Source organism: Shewanella sp. 0m-8, from assembly GCF_052977265.1.
On the sequence record NZ_JBRIMB010000004.1, the window covers coordinates 42,318 to 61,965 of the forward strand.

Here is a 19,648-nt window from a genome sequence, read left to right on the forward strand (position 1 = left end):
CTCGAAGTGAGCCTGCGAACGCCCTAGTAACTTCTTAGCTTATACCATTCTGTGAGTGAGCCTGCGAACGTTCCGTCTTCCGTGAGCGAAGCGTTCGGCTCTTGTGCTTTTCCTCGGTCCTAAAACCAAGAAGGGACCTCGCAGTGAGCCTGCGAGCGCCCTTCTTAGCTTTTTAAAGCTTAGCGGATTTGCAGAACTGTCTGTTGTAGCGTGTTGTTCACTTCAAGCGTTCTTGAGTTGGCCTGGAAGTTACGCTGAGCAGAGATCAAATCAACGAGTTCGGTCGTCAAGTCTACGTTTGACTGTTCAAGTGCCGATGAACGAACACTACCAAAAGTACCACTGTTTGCCTCTCCGGCAAGTGCCGGGCCTGAGTCTAAACTCGCCTTCCAAGAGGTATTACCCGCTTGCGTTAGCCCTTGCTCGTTAGCAAAGCTCACTAAGGCAACACGTGCAAGTGGTACTGTTGAACCATTGCTGTAACTGGCGTTAATTAGGCCGTCAGCGCCTACTTCAACGTTAGTTAAACGCCCTACCGTAGTACCATCTTGAGTTAACTCTGTCACCTCAAATGGCGATGCATACTGAGTTGGGTTATTAAAGTTTAGCGTTAAGGTCTGGCTACCATCAGCGCCAGCGCCTAATACATCTGCACCACCAACACCTAAGGCTTCTGTTTTAATAACTGCTGGATTGCTGCCGGTATATGCGCCAGTATCGTTAAATGAAATAGCCGCGCCTTTCCAACCCCCTGCGTTTTCAGCATTAGCAGTGCCATCAGCCGTACCGTCACCGTTGGTATCAGTCTTATACTCACCCGCGGCAGGATCTAAATCGACAGGTTTGCCGTCGACTGCATAAAACGCTACCCAGTTACTCTCACCGGTGTGAGCGGCATTAGGAGGACGTACAAAGTATGAGGTTAAAATGTGTGGCTCACCCAGTGAATCATACATGGTCACTGAGGTTGAGTTATTAAATGTATCTGGGTCATCTGGATCGAACGCTGCTGGATCGAGTGTCGCCTCGCCCGCATTTAGGTTCATCTGAATGCCGACGTTATCAGTCTTAACCGGACTACCTGCGGTATCAGGGATCTGTACCGGTTTAGTGGTGGTTAAACTCACCGACGTCGAGTTACCATCTTTATCTACAGGGAAGGTCTGTAAGAAGTTACCTGCTGAGTCAACGATATAGTTATTAGAGTCAAACTTGAAAGCGCCTGCACGGGTAAATGAATGATCTTGTGATCCCGCTTCAGATGAGGTCACAAAGAAGCCACCGCCGTTAATCGCCATATCGAGCGAGTTATTAGTGAATGCCATACTGCCCTGATGGAATTGCTGAGCAACTTGACTCGTTGTGACACCACCACCCACTGCAGTTTTACTGTTGGAAAAAATAGAGTTCGCGTAAACATCGGCAAATTCTGCGCGAGACTCCTTAAAGCCAGTGGTGTTAACGTTTGCAATATTGTTTGCCGTTGTATTTAGATCTTTTTGGGCTGACGAAATACCGCTCAGTGCAATGTTAAATGACATGATTCACCTCAATCCTTGTTTAATTCGGTTTCGAAACATTGGCGCTTTATCTTAAGCCGCAACATCTCGCAAAATGAGTTTCTAGCTATTAGGTTTCAGATACAGCTAACACATCACTGATCTTAATTCCGCCAACGCCACGTAAGTTTAAGATAGCGCCTGTCGCTGCTGTGCCAAGTGAAACGCTAGTAACATGTGCGTAAGTCGATACCGGTAGCTCTTCGCTTGTGCCGTTAACTTTACCGCTGGCTTTGAAGGTATAGTTACCATCAGCTACGGGCTGGCCGTTCTTATCTAAACCATCCCAGCTGACATCGATATTGCCACCCGCACTGCCATCGACATTGTAGGTAGTGATTAGCTGACCTTTTTCATCTTCGATACGGACGATGATTGATTCGACAGGTTCCGGCGTACTGATGATGCCTTTCATGTTCGGATCTTCAGCAGAGATATGCGCTGTATCCGACGGGATAAGTACCTTTTGGCCAACAAGGCCTGAGGCCTGTAACGCCTGACTTGAGCTGGTTAACGCATTTAGATTAACAATCTCTTCGTTCAGTTTGCTGATCCCGTCTACCGTTGAGAAAGACGCCATCTGCTGGATCATCTGATCATTTTCAACAGGCTTAAAGGGATCTTGCATCGACAGCTGTTGACTCAATAGCGAGAAGAAATCCTCTTGGGTTAACTCCTGGCTATTGGGTTCAGGAATAGCGCTTTCTTCAGGCAAACGTAAGCCATCAAGAAACGGGTTCCCCGTTGATGTCTGCTCAGTGTTAGTCGCCGATGCAGCCGTACTCTGAGTCGCAGCCTGCGCTGTTTGTGGCGAAATAGCATTAGCCTGTTGTGGCTGGCTAGCAGCCGGCTGTGTTGCGGTGAGCGGATTAATAAGGCTCAAAATTTACCTCCAGCTTTCACTGAGTTTATTTGCCCATTTTTAATGTCTGCTGAAGCATCGATTTTGCTGCTTCAGTGACTTGTACGTTCATTTGATAAGAGCGAGAGGCTGAAATCATGTTAGCCATCTCCTCCATTACATTTACATTAGGCTTGTAGATAAAGCCATCGGTGTCCGCCATAGGGTGACCTGGCGAAAACTCTTTATTCAGTGGCATATCACTTTCAACAATCCCTTTAACGGCAACTGACTGCGCTGCACTTTGATGCTGCTGCGCCTTACTCATTTCAGCTTCAAAGATAGGATGACGCGCACGGTAGGTTTCACCCACACTGCTTGATACAGAATCAGCATTGGCAATATTACTCGCCGTGGTGTTAAGTCTGACCGATTGGGCCGACATACCAGAACCTGCAACGTTAAAAATATTAAATAAGCTCATGATTAACTGCCTCTAAGTGCTTTTTTCATACCAGCGAACTTACTGTCAAGAAAACCCAGTGACATTTGATATTCCAGTGCGTTTTGCATAAAAGAAGACTGCTCTTGCTGAATATCAACCGTGTTACCGTCACCCGTATCAGGCTGATTTGGCACCCGGTAGCCCACATGTTGCTGAGTTAATGCCGCCATATCGAAGTGTTTAGTATCGCTTTTAGCCATAGCTAAACCCGATTGCTGAGATTGAGCCGCCCCCATCGCTTTAGAAAAATCGATATCACGGGCTTTATAATTTGGCGTATCAGCATTTGCAATATTTGAAGACAGGATCTCTGCACGCTGGGAGCGAACGCCCAAAGTGTATTGATGAACCCCTAATGCTTTGTCAAAACTAATCGCCATAAAATTGCCTCCTCAGCTCGATAGCTAGAACAAAGCAATAGTTGTGCCAAATTAGAGAGATACTTGAAAGATTAGCTAGGAGACACATTCAACATCGAATGCTAGAGATAAAAAACGCGTCACAAAGACGCGTTAGTAGAAGCAGAGTCGAGCAAACAAAGCATTAGCCTCGTTTTTGATAGTAGATCCCAGGGTTACAACGCACCATATCAAATTCATCAGACAGACCCGCTATAGACTCGGACGCGCCTAGAAACAGTATGCCGTTAGGATTTAACGCGGCAGCAAATTGCCGTAGGATTTTCCGCTTTGCCTCTGGTGAAAAATAGATCAACACATTACGGCAAAAAATAATATCGAACTTACCTAGTAAGGTATAACTTTCTAGCAGGTTATGGGCGCGAAAATTGACTAAGCGCTTAACGTTGTCTTTAACAACCATGTTGCCTGAGGGCAAAGCATCAAAAAACTGACGTTTGCGTTCATCAGACAAACCACGACCTAAGGCAAGATTATCGTATTGCGCATTTTTACAGCGCTCAAGCATAGAGGGTGACAAATCTGTTGCCAGAATACTTGCACTGGCGGGTAAGCTGCCAGGCTTGCGCTGTTGATGCTCTAATATTGTCATCGCTAACGAATACGGCTCTTGACCTGAAGAACAGGCTGCAGACCAGATTTTTACCGGTCGGCCTAAACGACTAAATGTGGGTAAAATCGTACTCGACAATAACTCGAAAGGATAACGGTCGCGAAACCATAAGGTTTCATTTGTCGTCATAGCATCGATAACTTCAGTGCGCAATTGGCGCTCAGTCGGTTTCATCGAATGCTTAACCACGTCTGATAAGGATGGCAAATTATATTTGCCCATAAGAGGTGCTAGTCGGCTACGCACCAGATACTGCTTATTTTCTCCCAACACAATACCGCTGTGCTGTTCTAAGAATAATCTAAATTGATTGTACTCATTCTCAGCAAGAGATTTATTCGCCACTCTAATATCCTAATTCAGTAAAACAAACCACAGTGGTCAATCAACATCGACCACGGGTAAAAACGAACGCAGGTTTATACCTTAGCATCAACACAAACACAAGCAAGCTATGGTTTATGCTGATACTAAATAACGGCAACTAATGGCAACTACAGGCTTAAATGCTTGTTTACCGCTGCGGCTAACTCATCAGGGTTAAACTTAGCGATAAAATCGTTAGCCCCCACCTTTTGCACCATCGCCTGATTAAACACACCGCTTAATGAAGTGTGTAATACCACTTTAATGTTTCTTAGCTTAGGATCATCACGAATTTCTGCGGTTAAGGTATAACCATCCATCTCTGGCATTTCAATGTCAGAAATAATCAATGGGATCTCAGTTGATACGTCATCAAGCTCTGCCGATATCGCCCGCAGTTTATTCAACGCTTCTCTACCGTCTTTGGCTGTATCTATTTGTAAATCGAGCGAAGTGAGCGCGCGAATAATTTGCTTACGAGCGACCGATGAGTCATCAATCACCATAATGTGGTAATGCTTATCACGGTCAATCGTTAAGGCATCATCCAGCTCTTTACTGGTGTTAGTGTTAACGGGTGAAATTTCATCAAGAATTCTCTCAACATCTAAAATCTCAACTAATTCGTTTTCAATTTCAGTCACCGCGGTCAGATAAGAGGATTTGCCCGCCCCTTGTGGTGGCGGCATAATGGCTTCCCAGTTCATATTAATAATTCGCTCAACTGAACTGACCAAGAAGCCCTGCACACTGCGGTTATATTCTGAGATAATAATGAAGCTGTTTTCAATATTCTCGATTGGACGACCACCGGTTGCCGCACTCAAGTCAATCACCGAAATCATCATACCGCGAACATGAGCAACGCCGCGCACCTTGGAGTTCAATTTTGGTAAGTTTGTTAAAGGTGGACACTGCAACACCTCTTTGACTTTAAAAACATTAATACCAAATCGTTGACGTCCATTTAGCTTAAATAACAATAATTCTAGGCGGTTTTGTCCAACCAATTGAGTCCGTTTATTGACTGATTCGAGAATATTCGACATACATTTTTTGCCTTGTACCTACTCATGTAGGCGATATCTATTTCAATTTAATTAGTGTGTGTAAATAGTCTTTATAATTTGGCTACACTCGGTGTATTTCACACAAGGTTTGACGCCATATTTCACACAACCATCACTTTTAGGCACATTAATTGCTTACTTGGAGCTATCCAAGCGAGTACGGCCTTTTCAGTCAAACTAATGACGCCAACCAATCCAAAAGGATAAAGATGACTGCAGTTCAGCACATAACACAATATTGTCGCATATTAGCGAATCAAGCCACTGCATTCATTATGAAAATCTACTTTTGCATCATTTTAGTTGTACTTTTGACCCCAATGGCGGCAACTGCCACTACAGCTGCCAGTATTCCATCTGTATCGACCATTTCTCAATTAGCTATAGCGGCTATTGAAGAAAAAATTGAAGCGCCTGATAAGGCAAAGATTAATATCAGCCCTCAGAGCCTAGATACGCGTGTCAACTTACCCAACTGCTACTTACCCATCACCGCCGAAATCGCCAGCGATCGTGCTATCCGCCGTAACAATACAGTTAAAATTAGCTGCAACAGTCCAGATTTAAGTTATCCCTGGCAGATGTTCTTATCGGTAAGAGTGGAGATCCTGTACCCTGTTGTAGTCGCAAAATCGACCATGGGGCCGGGTGATCTGTTATCTAGAGACGATATTGCACTCGAATATATTGAGCAAACCACTTTGCGGGGCCAACAGTTTGAAAGTATCTCCGAAGTGATAGGGGCGAGATTAAAACGACGTGTCGCACCGGGGCACCCCATTTTTGCCAACCAACTCTGTATTGTGTGTAAAGGCGATAGCGTGTCGATATATGCGCGCTCTGACAATTTTGAAATTAAAACCGTTGGTGAAGCACTGCATGATGGCAACGTGGGTGATAAAGTTCGCATAAAAAATAGCCACTCCCATAAAAAACTCGATGCTCGCGTCACTGGCGTTGGCCAAGTCGAAGTAAGAATGTAAGAATGTACGAATAGAAGAATGTAAAAAGTCCTAAAGTAACCAGTGATGCTGCCGATAGCATGGGTAAGAAACTCTTTTTTAACTGTTGGATTTCAAAATGGCTATTGATATTAAACAAGTAAACCCTCACGCCAATACGCGAATTAGTACGGGTGCGAGTACCAAAGCAACATCAGCACAAACTGCGCCAACAACACCCACTCCCGCCGCACAGAAAGGCGACTCGGTGTCGATTACCGCACAGGCTCAACAGATCCAAAATGTACAAACTAAGATGGCTGACATGCCAGAAATAGACCAAAAGAAAGTAGACGAAATTAAAGCCGCAATTGCCGAAGGGCGTTACAAAATCGATCCAGATAAGCTTGCAAGTAACATCGCAAACTTTGAAAATGATCTTAAAGATTTAAAGTAAGCGCTATGTGCTAGCTTATGTGCAAAGTAGGACATAACGGGTCAAAGCAGCGAACTCAATAGAGCGAAAATTAACAAGGCCATTATGACAAATTTATCTCAACTCCTTAGCTCACAACACCAAGTGTTGACTGAGCTAAACGCGGTTATTAGCCAAGAAAAACAAGCCTTGCATGCTCAGCAAGCCGATGTTTTGTTGTCGTTAGCCAGCACTAAGGCAAACCTATTGGCTAGCCTTAAACAAAATGATGAGATGATTGCCGTTCAGCCTGATCTAGCCTTATTAAAAACCGATCCTACATTATCTACACAAGTGACCGACACCAAAGTCTTATTAGCCGAGTGCCAACAACTCAATGCTGAAAATGAGTCACTGATTGAATTAAGTTTAGCCAGCTTAAATCGATTCTCACAAGCGCTACAGGTAAGCCGAAATGCGTCGAGCCTAACTTACGATGGCAAAGGAAAAACCTCTAGTATTTCAACGCTTGGAAATAATTTAAAAGCTTAACGGTTTTAAATAAAGGACGCTTCGCTGCGAGGACGTGACTTTGTCTCAATTGAATGTCACTTCGAGAGCGTCGCGTTGCGACTTCTAGATCCTAGGTTAAAGCTAAGACAGGAAACGCGAAGACGAACGGCCTTCGGCCTTACGGCACATGACTGTTTAATTTAATTGAAGGTCACTACAGAACGCTTAGCTTATACAAAAGCAAAGAGCCTAGACATTACAGAGCCCACCGTAACAACTAACATAACGTATCATCGCAATTGTAGCTTGAGCTGTAGCTTGGGCTTTAGCCCATCAAAGCTTACGTATCACTTCAAAACTGACGGCATAAAGGCCGACCTACTTTATAAAGAAGGTACGAGGAAAGGCAGGTACTAGGTTAAAGCTAAGACGGGAAACGCGAAGACGAACGGCCTTCGGCCTTCGGCCTTACGGCACGTGACTGTTTAATTTAATTGAAGGTCACTACGGAGCGCTTCGCTTAAGGAAAAGAAAAACGACGGCATTAATGCCGACCTACGAAAAAAGAAGATTCTAGATTCTAGGTTCTAGGTTCTAGGTTCTAGGTTCTAGGTTCTAGCAAAGCATAAAGATCAAAGCAATTGCATAAATAAAACCAATTCAAGCTTTTGACTTTTCTTGCGCTTTTCCTAGGACCTAGAAGCGAAGCGTCCTCGAAGTGAGCCTGCGAACGCCCTGCCCCTTAAAAATACGTAATTTCTTTCACTCGTTGCGAGCGGTGTTGCTGCTGATATAGTGCCCATACTTGCTCAAAATCTAACTCTAGTTCCGTCACATAATGCTCACCAGCAGGATAACTTTTTACTATTTTAGCACCACGAATAACGCCCGATACAGACGCTTGAATTTCATCACTAGATAACATCCAGTCACTCATCTGGCTACTTGCACTCAATTGTTGACCATAAACCTGCTCTGCAAGTTCACGATACGCCGCAATTTTCGAGGCTTGCATTGCCATTAATACACGCTGAGAATGTTCAGCTGCAGGTTGAGTGTCCAGCGGTGCATAACCGGTTGCGCTCAACTTGGGAAAAGAGCGTGGCGCCTCTGTTTCATACTGCACATAGCGGTCTTGTGCCGAGCATGCACAAAGGGTTAACGCGGCACATAAAAGAACGGCTTTCATCTATTTATCCCCTACTATTTTCACCGATTGCAGCCCGCCTTGGTTATTGCGATAAAGTAACCCATTTTCTGACACTACCTTTTCTGAAACGCGAATATAACCAGGCATCGCAGCGGCATTAACAAAACCTTGCGCCGCCGATACCACACGGTTATTAGTCACATTGACGATTCGGCTATTAATTGCCACCCCTTGGGTCGATAAACTCATCGTCGAAACCACCACATTCTCAACCGGTAAGTCTGAGGACAATTGCTGCCAATCACGACTCATAATAAACTCACCATCAGCAGTGACCTTAAGGGCATCACTGACATTAATATCAACTAAATTGAACTGATGATCATGTAACGCCGCAATCAAACCTTGTTGATATTGCAAAGCAAGCGCATTGGTCGATGTCATATCTGATACCAATACCGGGGTTGCCACCAGCAATGGCTGATTTGGGCGCAAGCTGTCGTTTTGCCGAACCAGTTCATTGGCCATCTGTTGAGACAAATGATTTATCGCAGCGGTATGCGGCAAACCATAACCGTTAGCCATCTGCTGCTCAGCGGGATTATCGCCCTCGGTGCTTGCACAGCCGATAGTCAGCAGTAAAGATAGAAAAATAATGGGCTTATACATGTTTAAACTTCCTATCAGACGTTAATCACTACAACGAGTTGCAGTAATCGTTCCGACCTTATCCGTACGCATAAATGCTATTAAATTCATATCGGCAAAGCAGCCCAAAACTTTATCTATTTTGGCCCTAAACTTCTCAGATCTAGCTCAGTGTCCTCTTCTACACAGCTGTTAATAAAAAATCATCGAGTACTCCTGCTAAAGGATAGCCACAAATCTGCCGATACAGGCACGTTAATTGCTTAACTCATTGCTAAAAGGCAGGTTTGTCAGTTATCCGGCACAAAGCTATGCAAAAAGCTATGTCAAACAAATATGCAGAGTAACTATGCACAATAACCATGCCATCAATTTCTCGAAAACTGGACAGGTAAGATGAAACCAGCGCTATATTCAATCACAGCACTCGTGTGCTTAATGTCATCCGTTGTCACGCTGCCAGCACAAGCCAAGTGGATCACTGCCAGTGGCCAAGCAAAAATTACCGATAACAACGTCACTCAAGCAAGAGAAAACGCCATTCACCAAGCCGTAAGTTATGCCACGTTACAGTCCGGTGCACGCTTTAGTAGCCAACAAACCGTCAGTAACGGCCAATTAATCAATGACACTTTTGCCATGGCACATCAGGCGCAAAGCCAAAATGTTGAACTTATCAGTGAGCGTATTGAAAACAATGAAATCACCGTCAATGTTCGTATCGATATCATTGAACCGCTCAACGACACTTGCCAAAGTAGCCAGCTTAAAGCGGCCATTTTAATCCCCCAGGCATTAATCAAAGACAGAACCCAGCTTAGAGTCGGCAATATTGGTCTGTTCGAGCAAAACCTGTCAGAGCGTTTAGCCTTCACGCTAGAGCAACACTCTAACAGTAGCTTTCCACTGACCCATGCCAATGAGCGTTTAGACATAGACCAAGCTTTAATTGATGTGCGTGGCTATCGCTTACCTAGCTGGTTGAGTGAGATAACAGACAGCCAATATATTCTGCTGCCAGAGATCATCGATATATCAACTGAAGATTTCACCAGTACCCTTGGGCTGTGGGACAACGACCCCATGCGTAATTTTCAAATTCGAGTATCGCTCTTTCATGGTATTAGCGGCGAGAAAGTCTGGAGTCAACAATACAGCCAAGCGGCAGAATGGGAGTTTAAGCGCCAGCAAACGGTTAACTCTAATAGCACCAGTTTCTGGAGTTCTGACTACGGCCAGGTAATTGATCAAATTTTGGCTCAAGTTAGCAATGATTTAGATAACAGCTTAAATTGCCGCCCACTACTCGGTCAGGTGGTATCTAAACAGGCCGATAGGATTATCCTCAACCTAGGCAGACGCCACGGCATTCGAGTCGGTGACACGCTTCAACTAGTATTGCAGCAAAATATGCCCGATAGACTCGATAACATGCGCGCGGTGGCAGGAAAAAGTAAAGCGACCATCACCATAGATCAAGTGACAGAAGAAAGTGCTACAGCGGTATTAGATGGCATCGCCGCATCGCTCAATATTCAAATTAATGACTTGGCGATAAAGCTATAACTGGAGCAGGCTTAAGCCTGCACTAAAATGACTGGCTAACATTACTGGCGTAAATTGCAGGTTAATCACTAAATAAATGGGATTAGCCTGCAAAATGCTCAGCCGCAGAACATTTATTAAGCAACTAAATTTAAAGACTTTTCATCAGCTCTTTTCATCTAGTGTAAAACCAGTATAATCAGCATCGTCTCCCTATAGCTCAACAGGATAGAGCAGTCGCCTCCTAAGCGATCGATCGGGGTTCGAGTCCCTGTGGGGAGACCATATACACTCCTTTGTATATGCAATTCAATAAGCACTACCGTCTTAAACGTTTCAGTATCTAAAATAAAATTTCGCTAGATTAAACAAGCTTAAGCTAAGTAGGTTGTTTACGATGGGGCTTTGAGCATGCACTTTATCTATTCACGTTCTGCTTTACGCGCAGGATCATTTTTCATTTAAGTTTGCTCAAATAATACTGCGCGGCGAATATTATCGCGATGACTAGATTTTCACACAGGCAAAAATAGCGTTGCCTGAAATGCCATCCCAAGGCGTCAGCCTGTCGTAGTCATGTTCAAGGATATGCACTTCAAAGTAAGGCTGCAGTAACTGCTGCAATTGTGCAAATCCGACCGCGACCATAGGGTGTTCATCTTGCCAAGACTGGGTGATATCACCGGTTGTTTTTTGAATGCTGAGTTTAAGCGCCTGTTTTTCACCGTCACCCGAGTAATACCAACCTGAGCTAAACACAAACTGACTGTCTTCATGAGCTGCGCTATGGCTAACCACTGAGCTGTTGTCTATTCGGGTCTTTTTTACGGCGTTAAAACAAAACATACCGCCCGTTGCTAACGCGCGATGTACGCTGCTAATACACTCTTTCAGTTTTTCAATACCATCGCTGTAGTGGATGGAATACAGAAAACAGGTGATCAAGTCTAATGGCTCATCGACCGTGAAATTGGCCATGTCATGACACACAAAATCGGCTTCAGGGCAACGTAGCTTAGCAATATCGAGCATCGGCTGATTGATATCTAGGCCGCTACTTTGAAATCCATTTTCAATAAAATATTGAACATGGGGACCTGTACCACAGGCTAAGTCGAGATGGCGGACGCCTCTATTGCCGAATAATTGATGCAGACGGCGAATGCAGTCACTTTGTGCTTGATAGTTAATATCGGCACACATCAAATCATAATAACCAGACAGGTCGGTGTATAGCGCGTTAGTTTGCGTTGTCAGCAAGGGGGTTTACCGTGAATTTTTTGGGTGGCGCATACTATACTAATTGTCGATATTTGCGAAGCAGATATAAAGGCACATTGTCGACTTGGCTTACAAAATAGTTAATTTTAGCCGAAAGCTTCAGTAATATTGAGGCTTACGTATAGCCTACAACTCACTCACTTCCCCTTTCTACTTAAATATTCATAAGCTGTAATAAAAAAACATTCATGCCGCTGCTATTGCTGTCTCTTGCAAGGTATAATGCCGCCGTTCTCACCTAAAATACCGTTTCAAGAGAGGCTCTGTGGCACATACTTATATTCCATTTGAACAATACAAACGTAAATGGATTTTTAATCATAAAGACCTTCCTGTTACCGATGAAGACAAGGCGCTTATTTTGCCGCTTGATCAGAAGTCATCAATGGAAGTTTGGAATAAGTGGATAAGCAACAAAAGTAGCCGCACAGAACAGTTCACTAAAGGTGACTGGGCAGCTAAAGACACTGCTTGGGTGTTAACCGAACACTGGCAAAGTGCTTGGGATAGTGAAGATCCTGCTTTACCTGAAGGTTTTAGCGAGCATTTTGATTGGGCTGACGACGCCCCCGTATATTTCTGTTACGACAAGTACCAAGTGATTGAAACTCGCTGGGATGTATTTGTGCGTAACTGGAAGTCTTTCCTGTTCTTTGATGATGGTCCACTGCTGATCTCTGCAAAGCAAAAGCAGACAGCACTATTTCACCAAAATGGTCAGTTCCAGTTAGGTTCTCGTGGCTAATTGCCGGCCGTTACCTACTATTTCGAGGTTATTATGAAGTTCATTTCGACCCTATTATTAGCAACCAGTATGTTGGTTTCATCGTCATTGCAGGCTAAAGAGGTTTCTGGCGTTCAGTTAGATGGCTCAATCAATATCGCCAGCCAAACATTGGTGCTCAATGGCGCAGGTGTGCGCAGTAAGTTCTTTATCGACTTGTATGTTGGTAGCTTATATGTGCCAACAGCCCTCGACTCTGCCCAAGCGGTACTTGATGCGCCAAGCGCTGCCGTTCGTCTTAATATCACTTCGGGTATGATCACCGCCGATAAGATGAAAGATGCCATCACCGAAGGTTTTTCTGATGCAACTGACGGCAATACCACGCCAATAGCCGCTCAAATCGAGCAATTTATGGGGCTGTTTAGCGCTGAAATTGTTGAAGGTGACCAATTTACCTTATTAGCCGATAAAGCTACCGGCGTCACCGCGTACAAAAATGGTCAAGCTCAAGCAACCATTGCGGGTGAAGACTTTCGTCAGGCATTGCTAAAGATCTGGTTAGGTAAAGAGCCTGCCCAGAACAGCTTGAAAGAAGCCATGCTGGGCCAATAGCAGCCACTTGTAGACGATAAATAGTTAAAACTTAAATGTGACATCCAGGGCGGCTGCGCCTTGGTTGTCGATATCCTCAACACTGTTTTGCGGATTGAGCTCTAACTCACCATTAAAGAAATACCCCGCATAGGCATTAACGCTTACAGAGCGCGAGATATCCCAGCCGACTCTTGCAAAGCTTACCCACTCGTCAATTTCTGCAGTATTTTGTTTATCGGCAATTAAGAAACGATTAGTGCGTTTAGATGCCCCAAGGCCGACGTTCCAATCAGATGCCAGCTGATAGCTAAGCTCTAAGCCTGCCGGTCCACTAAAACCTGCTGAGAATGGATTTCCGAGTTTCAAGTTTTCAGTGATCTGCCAGTTAACTGCAATAAACGGTACGGTTCTAACTTCATCAATATCATTCAGATACGCGACCCCAATACCTAATACATTTCCCGAGTCAAAACGATACATACCGGATAACACGGCACCATAACTTTGTGCATTACTCGATGATGCGCTGTCGGCATATGCATATTGCAACTTTGGCGCAAGCATGAACATCCAGTTTTTGTTGGGACGATAAGAGAGAGATAAACTCGCTTTGTAACGTTCAATCTTATCCCAGGTTTGAGTGCTATCTTTTAGACGTGCCGAGCGCCAATCATAATCTAAATTATCATAACCAACAGCCGCACCTATCGACCACTGCTTACTGAGGCGCATATTAGCTTTAAAATCAAACATCCACTGGTCACGCTGTAACTCATTACCGTCATCACCAACAGATGCTGTGCCCGTTGTTATCCTTGAAGCACTTAATGTAAAAGGGCTCGGTCGATAAGATGATGGTTTCCCGTTCTCTTTAGCTAATACTGTTGGGGACACAATCAATGTTGATAAGGCAAGTACGCTCACTGCCAGAGGCTTTTTCATATTGCTAACTCCATTAGCTAATCATTATTCAGGCAACATGTAATAACACTAGTTCATTGCAACTCTACCTTACGATAAAGCTTAGCTACAGGATCATTTTGTATCTAATTAATCGTTTATAGCATTCGTTTATAGCATTAGTTCATCACGAGCACTCATCGCAATGGCTCGGTTATTACTAAAGCGGAACGACCCTAATAACAAAGAGCTAAAGCGCCTTGTTATTTATCCTTAACTGACTTTATAAGCCCTTAAGAACATCTCTACCGTCTCGTTAATGTACTGCTCACGTTCGGCAAGTAAATCACTCACGTCTAAGCCAAGATCAAGTCTCATACGTACCTCACCAAAAATCATCAAACAAAGGCGCACCGCGCAATGCTGAGGATGATTGAACTCATACACACCAAGTGTAGAAACCCGTGTTAAATAGTCTCGCAATAAACCTAAAATATGCTTAGGCCCCGCGCTATAGAATAACTGTGAGATCTCTGGGTGCGAGTCAGCTTGTGACACGCAAGCTTTAAAAACGGTGACAGCTTCGGGGCTGGTTATCACCTCGCCAAAGTGTTTGGCAAACAAAGATAAGCTGGCCTCTGGCGTTGATGGATCTGACAACAACTCTTGATTGACCCCATGTACTAGGCACTTAGACTCAATCGATGCGACAAAGAGATCGTCTTTACAGCCAAAATGAGAGTACACCGTTTGTTTCGAGACCCCCGCTAACTTAGCCACTTCATCCATGCTGGTATTGGGAAAACCCTGCTCGCAAAAGAGATCTTTTGCAGCCTGCAAGATCTGCTCACGCTTTTGCTCACTTCGACTCAATACTGGTGAATTCATAAAGGGCTTCACTCCTGCGGTAGGCCTTGTTGGTAAATCACTCGTGCTATTTAAGCATAAGATGGACTACCCAGTCCATTTAGCACACAAATGGACTGGACAGTCTAGTTTCTAATCACTAGACTAGGCAGTCTAGTTTAACCAATTTTTAACCTAATGCACGAAATTGCGTTACCAACACAGGCTGAAAGTAATGAATATCAAAAGAGTTATAACTCGTCGTAAGCTGCTACTTAGCTTAGTTGTAGTCACTCTATTGCCAGCATGCCAGGACTCATCGGTCGAGCAAGCTGCTACGCCAAGTTATCAGTCTGTTAATGCAGAGGTGTTAAATCTCAGTGAGGGCTATGAATTTGTTCAAGAATTTTCAGGTACCATTCGTGCTGGTAACACCACTGGTATAGGTTTTGAACTGGCGGGAAAAATTAATACCTTAGCCGTTGATAGTGGTGACAGAGTCAAACAAGGCCAGCTACTGGCAAAACTCGATACTCGCCTGTTAATGGCTGAAAAAAATGAGTTAGATGCAAGTCTCTCGCAAAACAAAGCTGACGTAGACTTAGCTAAGGCCACATTAGACAGAAGCCTAGGGTTGCAACAACAAGGCTATGTATCAGAGCAGCAGCTTGATGAACTCAAAGGCCAACTGAGCAGTTTACTGGCAGCCAAAAATCGCTTACATGCGTCATTACTTGCTAACCAATTAAAAATTGAAAAGTCAGACTTACTCGCCCCCTTTGATGGCGTTATTAGCAAGCGAAGCCATAACTTAGGTGAGGTCATCGGTGTCGGCAGCCCAGTTTTCACCATCATAGAGCAAAATAATGTTCAGGCGTATGTAGGGGTGCCAGTCGAAATAGCCAATAACTTGGTGGCAGGTCAAGGTGTCGACTTAAGAGTCAGGCAGCAACACTACCCTGCAAGCATTGCTGGTATTGGTGCCGAGCTAAACCCAGTGACTCGCACCGTTGAAGTGAGGCTGACTCTGCCCGCTGACGCTAATGTTATTAACGGTGAGCTAAGTTACTTAAACTACGATAAAACCATCATCAATCAAGGCTATTGGGTGCCGATAAGTGCATTAACCGATGGTGTGCGCGGATTATGGAATATTTATGTCCTGACTCAAACTGATGAACCACTGTTTAGCATCGAACGTCGGGATGTTGAGATCATCTATACCGCTAAAGATAAAGCCTTTATCAATGGCGCGGTTAGCCCTAATGAACAATACGTCTCACAAGGGTTACATAAACTGGTCGCGGGTCAATTGGTCACTCGCCAAACTCAGCTCGTGACGAGGTAACGCAGATGGTTAAGTCATTAGTTGAAAATGGACGCCTAATCAGTCTGATCATAGCCCTGCTGATTGTCGCAGGCTTTGGCGCAATATCTAGCCTGCCACGTATGGAAGATCCTGAGATCACCAACCGCTTTGCATCGGTGATCACTCATTATCCTGGCGCCTCTGCCGAGCGAGTTGAAGCATTAGTTACCGAGGAGCTTGAAAGTGAGCTGAGACGGCTTGAAGAGTTAAAGCTGGTGCAGTCCACATCAAGACCCGGGATCTCTGTCATCCAACTTGAATTAAAAGACAGTGTGGTAGAAACCGCGCCCGTATGGTCTAGAGCACGAGATCTCATCGCAGATGCCAAAGCTCAGCTGCCAGCGTCAGCACAAAATCCCACTCTTGACGACCAACTCGGTTACGCTAATACCGCTATACTCGGTATCGTTTGGCGCGGTGGCGGCGAAGTGCGTACCGATATGCTTAACCGCTACGCTAAAGAATTGCAAAGTCAGCTACGGCTACTCAGTGGCACCGATTTTGTTAACATCTATGGCCAACCAACTGAAGAGATCTTGGTCCAGCTGGACGGTAATAAAGTTAACCAGTTAGCCCTATCAGCGCAGTCTATCGCACAAATTTTACAACTTGCCGATGCTAAGGTATCTGCAGGTGAGATCAATAACGACAACTTTCGTGCGCTCATCGAAGTCTCCGGTGAACTTGACTCGATTGCACGCATCGGCCAAGTGCCGTTAAAAGTTACCGAGAATGGGCAGATAATCCGTTTAGGTGACATTGCACACATTAGTCGTCAACCCAAAGAACCCGCCAACAGCATTGCGCTAATAGAGCAACAACAAGGCGTGATGGTCGCCGCAAGAATGCTCAGTAACACCCGTGTCGACCTTTGGCTTGAACAAGTTAGGCTGTCAGTTAATGAGTTACAAAGCAGTATTCCTGCCAATATCGAGATTGAGTGGCTATTTGACCAAGAAGGTTACACCACAGATAGACTAAGCGATTTAGTGGGCAGCTTATTATTAGGCTTTGTGATTATCTTAGTGGTGTTGATGCTGACACTCGGACTGAGAAATGCCCTTATAGTCGCATTGTCATTGCCTCTCACCGCGCTTTTCACCTTAGCCTGTATGAAATATATTGGCCTACCAATCCACCAAATGTCGGTCACAGGTCTTGTGGTCGCGCTGGGTATTATGGTCGATAACGCCATTGTGATTGTTGATGCCATCTCTCAGCGCCGCCAAAAAGGCATGGATAGTCTCAGTGCAGTGAAAGAAACCTTGCAGCACCTATGGTTACCTTTAGCTGGCTCAACCATTACCACCATGCTCGCCTTTGCGCCAATTGTGTTAATGCCTGGCGCTGCCGGTGAGTTTGTTGGCGGCATTGCTATCTCGGTCATGTTTGCCTTACTCGGCTCTTTTATTATCTCGCATACGATTATTGCAGGTCTTGCCGGCCGCTTTGGCGCTGATGGCAAAGGCACTCACTGGTATCACCACGGTATTAACTTACCCTTTATGAGCAATGCCTTTAGGCAAACATTGACGCTTGCGTTATCACGCCCTTTGCTAGCAGCTGTGGTCATCGGCGTATTACCCGTGATGGGCTTTATCGCCGCAGGCAAGATGACCGAGCAATTTTTTCCGCCATCTGACAGAGATATGTTTCAAATTGAAGTCTATCTCGCTCCGCAAGCCAGTATTAGCAATACCCGAGCGCAAGTGGCAAAAATCGATGCTAACTTACGCCAAACGGATGGCATAACTCGAATTGATTGGGTCGTCGGCGGCAATGTGCCCTCTTTCTATTACAACCTATTACAGCGCCAGCAAGGGGCGAGTAATTATGCCCAGGCTATGGTAAAAGCCCGAGATTTTGCTACCGCAAATCAGTTGATCCCTCAGCTGCAAATTTCACTCGATAAACAGTATCCAGGCGCACAAATTATTGTGCGTAAGCTCGAGCAAGGTCCACCATTTAATGCCCCTGTAGAGGTGCGTATTTTTGGCCCCAATCTTGACCAGCTTAAGCTACTTGGCGAGCAAGTTCGCAAAGCGTTATCGGATACTCAAGATGTTATCCATACCCGTGCCACCCTAAGTGCTGGGGCGCCCAAAGTCTGGTTCCAGATCAATGAAGACGCCAGCTTAATCAGCGGTCTGTCATTAACCGATATCGCTAAACAGATAGAAATGGCCACCACTGGTATTAAAGGCGGCAGTATTTTGGAGCAAACTGAATCCCTGCCGGTGCGCGTTAGATTGGGTGACAGCACCCGCGAGCAACAAACCAAACTGTCGGCTATCACGCTAGTGTCGGGTCAAGGTACTGGTATCCCGTTATCGGCGATTTCAAGCAGTCAAATTGAGGTGAGCCGCGGCGCGATCCCTAGACGTGATGGCCAGCGAGTCAACGTGATTGAAGCTTACATTACAGCTGGCGTATTACCACAAACTGTAGTGGATAATGTGAATGCTAAACTCGACGCAATTGAGCTGCCTAGTGGCTACCGCCTAGAGCTCGGTGGTGAAAGTGCTAAACGTAATGAGGCGGTAGGCAACTTAATGTCTAATCTGGTCCTTGTGATCACTCTGCTGTTGGCCACGGTAGTATTGTCGTTCAACTCGTTTAGACTCACTGGGATCATTTTATTTAGCGCCATTCAGTCTGCAGGCTTAGGCCTACTCGCGGTATATACATTTGGTTATCCGTTTGGCTTTACAGTGATTATCGGTTTATTAGGTTTAATGGGGCTTGCGATTAATGCGGCTATCGTCATTTTAGCCGAGCTTGAAGAGGTGCCAGCCACGCGAAATGGCGATACCCACTTGATTGTCGAACTTGTCTCCAGCTGTGGCCGCCATATCGGTTCAACGACCATTACAACCATTGGTGGATTCCTGCCGTTAATCATTGCAGGAGGCGGTTTTTGGCCGCCCTTTGCCATTGCGATAGCTGGCGGAACCTTACTGACGACCTTACTTTCATTAGTATGGGTGCCAACAATTTATTACTTGATTATGCGGCCTAAGAAAGTTAAACAGCTAAGCCCAAATGCCCCGCTAGCAAGTGGCGAAGTCAGTCGTTACCGGTTTGTTCCTCGGTATTGAGCATCACTCCCTTACTCACATAAGTAATGGGAGTGGTTATATTAAGAAGAGTACTGCAAGAACGACTCATTCAAGGGCATTCAGACTGATGCGATGAGTATTCAAGTGAGATTAAAAAGAGATTTCAACACTATTCAAACACGATTTAACGGCTATAACATATAGCCGTGTATAAGAAGTCGCTGTGGAAGCATAGCAGTTGAACATCAAAGCTAAGTTAATCTAATACACATCAAAGCTAATCATCA

The 19,648-nt window shown here is 44.9% G+C and carries 19 protein-coding genes and 1 tRNA gene; 9 read left to right on the forward strand and 11 right to left on the reverse strand.

What is annotated here, in order from left to right:
- Window positions 1-179 precede the first annotated feature (179 nt).
- From flgE to ACVBIO_RS03050, 6 genes are all read right to left on the reverse strand, one after another.
- A complete protein-coding gene (gene flgE / locus ACVBIO_RS03025) occupies window positions 180-1,541 on the reverse strand; it encodes a flagellar hook protein FlgE (protein ID WP_447161428.1) in 1,362 nt (453 codons plus the stop codon).
- An 88-nt stretch (window positions 1,542-1,629) separates the two neighbouring features.
- Window positions 1,630-2,442: a flagellar hook assembly protein FlgD gene (gene flgD, locus ACVBIO_RS03030; RefSeq protein ID WP_447168927.1), complete on the reverse strand. Its 813-nt coding sequence runs from the start codon at window positions 2,440-2,442 to the stop codon at window positions 1,630-1,632.
- Window positions 2,443-2,467: 25 nt separating this feature from the next.
- Complete coding sequence (gene flgC, locus ACVBIO_RS03035) at window positions 2,468-2,884, reverse strand: flagellar basal body rod protein FlgC (RefSeq protein ID WP_447161430.1); 417 nt, start codon at window positions 2,882-2,884, stop codon at window positions 2,468-2,470.
- A 2-nt stretch (window positions 2,885-2,886) separates the two neighbouring features.
- Window positions 2,887-3,285, reverse strand: a complete 399-nt coding sequence (gene flgB, locus ACVBIO_RS03040; RefSeq protein ID WP_447161431.1) for a flagellar basal body rod protein FlgB — start codon at window positions 3,283-3,285, stop codon at window positions 2,887-2,889.
- Between the two features lie 163 nt (window positions 3,286-3,448).
- Window positions 3,449-4,288: a CheR family methyltransferase gene (locus ACVBIO_RS03045; RefSeq protein ID WP_447161467.1), complete on the reverse strand. Its 840-nt coding sequence runs from the start codon at window positions 4,286-4,288 to the stop codon at window positions 3,449-3,451.
- A 143-nt stretch (window positions 4,289-4,431) separates the two neighbouring features.
- Window positions 4,432-5,352 carry a chemotaxis protein CheV gene (locus ACVBIO_RS03050; RefSeq protein WP_447161432.1) on the reverse strand — a complete coding sequence of 307 codons (921 nt, stop codon included), beginning with the start codon at window positions 5,350-5,352 and terminating at the stop codon, window positions 4,432-4,434.
- A 296-nt stretch (window positions 5,353-5,648) separates the two neighbouring features.
- Between ACVBIO_RS03050 and flgA the strand changes: the two genes are divergently transcribed.
- From flgA to ACVBIO_RS03065, 3 genes are all read left to right on the forward strand, one after another.
- Complete coding sequence (flgA, locus tag ACVBIO_RS03055) at window positions 5,649-6,356, forward strand: flagellar basal body P-ring formation chaperone FlgA (protein WP_447161433.1); 708 nt, start codon at window positions 5,649-5,651, stop codon at window positions 6,354-6,356.
- Window positions 6,357-6,453: 97 nt separating this feature from the next.
- Window positions 6,454-6,771, forward strand: coding sequence for a flagellar biosynthesis anti-sigma factor FlgM (flgM, locus tag ACVBIO_RS03060; protein ID WP_447161434.1), 318 nt, complete (start codon window positions 6,454-6,456; stop codon window positions 6,769-6,771).
- A gap of 84 nt (window positions 6,772-6,855) precedes the next feature.
- Complete coding sequence (locus ACVBIO_RS03065) at window positions 6,856-7,281, forward strand: flagella synthesis protein FlgN (protein ID WP_447161435.1); 426 nt, start codon at window positions 6,856-6,858, stop codon at window positions 7,279-7,281.
- Window positions 7,282-7,984: 703 nt separating this feature from the next.
- Here the strand turns inward: ACVBIO_RS03065 and ACVBIO_RS03070 are convergent.
- Together ACVBIO_RS03070 and ACVBIO_RS03075 are read right to left on the reverse strand one after the other, a co-directional pair.
- A complete protein-coding gene (locus ACVBIO_RS03070) occupies window positions 7,985-8,431 on the reverse strand; it encodes an LPP20 family lipoprotein (protein WP_447171929.1) in 447 nt (148 codons plus the stop codon).
- Entirely contained in the window at window positions 8,432-9,061 is a 630-nt protein-coding gene (locus ACVBIO_RS03075) for a FlgO family outer membrane protein (protein WP_447163917.1), read from the reverse strand.
- 375 nt (window positions 9,062-9,436) lie between these two features.
- On the opposite strand from ACVBIO_RS03075, the gene ACVBIO_RS03080 reads away from it, so the two are divergent.
- Both ACVBIO_RS03080 and ACVBIO_RS03085 read left to right on the forward strand, forming a co-directional pair.
- Window positions 9,437-10,606, forward strand: a complete 1,170-nt coding sequence (locus ACVBIO_RS03080) for a flagellar assembly protein FlgT (protein WP_447163916.1) — start codon at window positions 9,437-9,439, stop codon at window positions 10,604-10,606.
- A gap of 188 nt (window positions 10,607-10,794) precedes the next feature.
- Window positions 10,795-10,870 (forward strand) — tRNA-Arg (locus ACVBIO_RS03085).
- A 222-nt stretch (window positions 10,871-11,092) separates the two neighbouring features.
- Here ACVBIO_RS03085 and ACVBIO_RS03090 read toward each other — a convergent pair.
- Entirely contained in the window at window positions 11,093-11,845 is a 753-nt protein-coding gene (locus ACVBIO_RS03090) for a class I SAM-dependent DNA methyltransferase (protein ID WP_447168917.1), read from the reverse strand.
- Between the two features lie 286 nt (window positions 11,846-12,131).
- On the opposite strand from ACVBIO_RS03090, the gene ACVBIO_RS03095 reads away from it, so the two are divergent.
- Both ACVBIO_RS03095 and ACVBIO_RS03100 read left to right on the forward strand, forming a co-directional pair.
- Window positions 12,132-12,611: a DUF2947 domain-containing protein gene (locus tag ACVBIO_RS03095; protein WP_447163907.1), complete on the forward strand. Its 480-nt coding sequence runs from the start codon at window positions 12,132-12,134 to the stop codon at window positions 12,609-12,611.
- Between the two features lie 33 nt (window positions 12,612-12,644).
- Window positions 12,645-13,205, forward strand: a complete 561-nt coding sequence (locus ACVBIO_RS03100) for a chalcone isomerase family protein (protein WP_447171930.1) — start codon at window positions 12,645-12,647, stop codon at window positions 13,203-13,205.
- A 24-nt stretch (window positions 13,206-13,229) separates the two neighbouring features.
- Here ACVBIO_RS03100 and ACVBIO_RS03105 read toward each other — a convergent pair whose 3' ends face one another.
- Entirely contained in the window at window positions 13,230-14,129 is a 900-nt protein-coding gene (locus tag ACVBIO_RS03105) for an autotransporter outer membrane beta-barrel domain-containing protein (protein WP_447171931.1), read from the reverse strand.
- A gap of 231 nt (window positions 14,130-14,360) precedes the next feature.
- The gene (locus tag ACVBIO_RS03110; RefSeq protein ID WP_447161454.1) at window positions 14,361-14,975 is read right to left on the reverse strand and encodes a TetR/AcrR family transcriptional regulator; all 615 of its coding nucleotides are present in this window, start codon (window positions 14,973-14,975) and stop codon (window positions 14,361-14,363) included.
- Window positions 14,976-15,168: 193 nt separating this feature from the next.
- On the opposite strand from ACVBIO_RS03110, the gene ACVBIO_RS03115 reads away from it, so the two are divergent.
- The gene (locus tag ACVBIO_RS03115; protein ID WP_447161455.1) at window positions 15,169-16,281 is read left to right on the forward strand and encodes an efflux RND transporter periplasmic adaptor subunit; all 1,113 of its coding nucleotides are present in this window, start codon (window positions 15,169-15,171) and stop codon (window positions 16,279-16,281) included.
- 5 nt (window positions 16,282-16,286) lie between these two features.
- Window positions 16,287-19,400: an efflux RND transporter permease subunit gene (locus tag ACVBIO_RS03120; RefSeq protein WP_447171932.1), complete on the forward strand. Its 3,114-nt coding sequence runs from the start codon at window positions 16,287-16,289 to the stop codon at window positions 19,398-19,400.
- Window positions 19,401-19,648 lie beyond the last annotated feature (248 nt).

What these genes read in the sequence shown, in the direction of transcription:
- ACVBIO_RS03105 (WP_447171931.1), bottom strand. Translation starts at nt 14,129, where the DNA reads ATGAAAAAGCCTCTGGCAGTGAGCGTACTTGCCTTATCAACATTGATT.
- flgE (WP_447161428.1), bottom strand. Translation starts at nt 1,541, where the DNA reads ATGTCATTTAACATTGCACTGAGCGGTATTTCGTCAGCCCAAAAAGAT.
- ACVBIO_RS03110 (WP_447161454.1), bottom strand. Translation starts at nt 14,975, where the DNA reads ATGAATTCACCAGTATTGAGTCGAAGTGAGCAAAAGCGTGAGCAGATC.
- ACVBIO_RS03115 (WP_447161455.1), top strand. Translation starts at nt 15,169, where the DNA reads ATGAATATCAAAAGAGTTATAACTCGTCGTAAGCTGCTACTTAGCTTA.
- ACVBIO_RS03075 (WP_447163917.1), bottom strand. Translation starts at nt 9,061, where the DNA reads ATGTATAAGCCCATTATTTTTCTATCTTTACTGCTGACTATCGGCTGT.
- ACVBIO_RS03050 (WP_447161432.1), bottom strand. Translation starts at nt 5,352, where the DNA reads ATGTCGAATATTCTCGAATCAGTCAATAAACGGACTCAATTGGTTGGA.
- ACVBIO_RS03120 (WP_447171932.1), top strand. Translation starts at nt 16,287, where the DNA reads ATGGTTAAGTCATTAGTTGAAAATGGACGCCTAATCAGTCTGATCATA.
- flgM (WP_447161434.1), top strand. Translation starts at nt 6,454, where the DNA reads ATGGCTATTGATATTAAACAAGTAAACCCTCACGCCAATACGCGAATT.
- flgB (WP_447161431.1), bottom strand. Translation starts at nt 3,285, where the DNA reads ATGGCGATTAGTTTTGACAAAGCATTAGGGGTTCATCAATACACTTTG.
- ACVBIO_RS03070 (WP_447171929.1), bottom strand. Translation starts at nt 8,431, where the DNA reads ATGAAAGCCGTTCTTTTATGTGCCGCGTTAACCCTTTGTGCATGCTCG.
- flgC (WP_447161430.1), bottom strand. Translation starts at nt 2,884, where the DNA reads ATGAGCTTATTTAATATTTTTAACGTTGCAGGTTCTGGTATGTCGGCC.
- flgA (WP_447161433.1), top strand. Translation starts at nt 5,649, where the DNA reads ATGAAAATCTACTTTTGCATCATTTTAGTTGTACTTTTGACCCCAATG.
- ACVBIO_RS03065 (WP_447161435.1), top strand. Translation starts at nt 6,856, where the DNA reads ATGACAAATTTATCTCAACTCCTTAGCTCACAACACCAAGTGTTGACT.
- ACVBIO_RS03100 (WP_447171930.1), top strand. Translation starts at nt 12,645, where the DNA reads ATGAAGTTCATTTCGACCCTATTATTAGCAACCAGTATGTTGGTTTCA.
- ACVBIO_RS03080 (WP_447163916.1), top strand. Translation starts at nt 9,437, where the DNA reads ATGAAACCAGCGCTATATTCAATCACAGCACTCGTGTGCTTAATGTCA.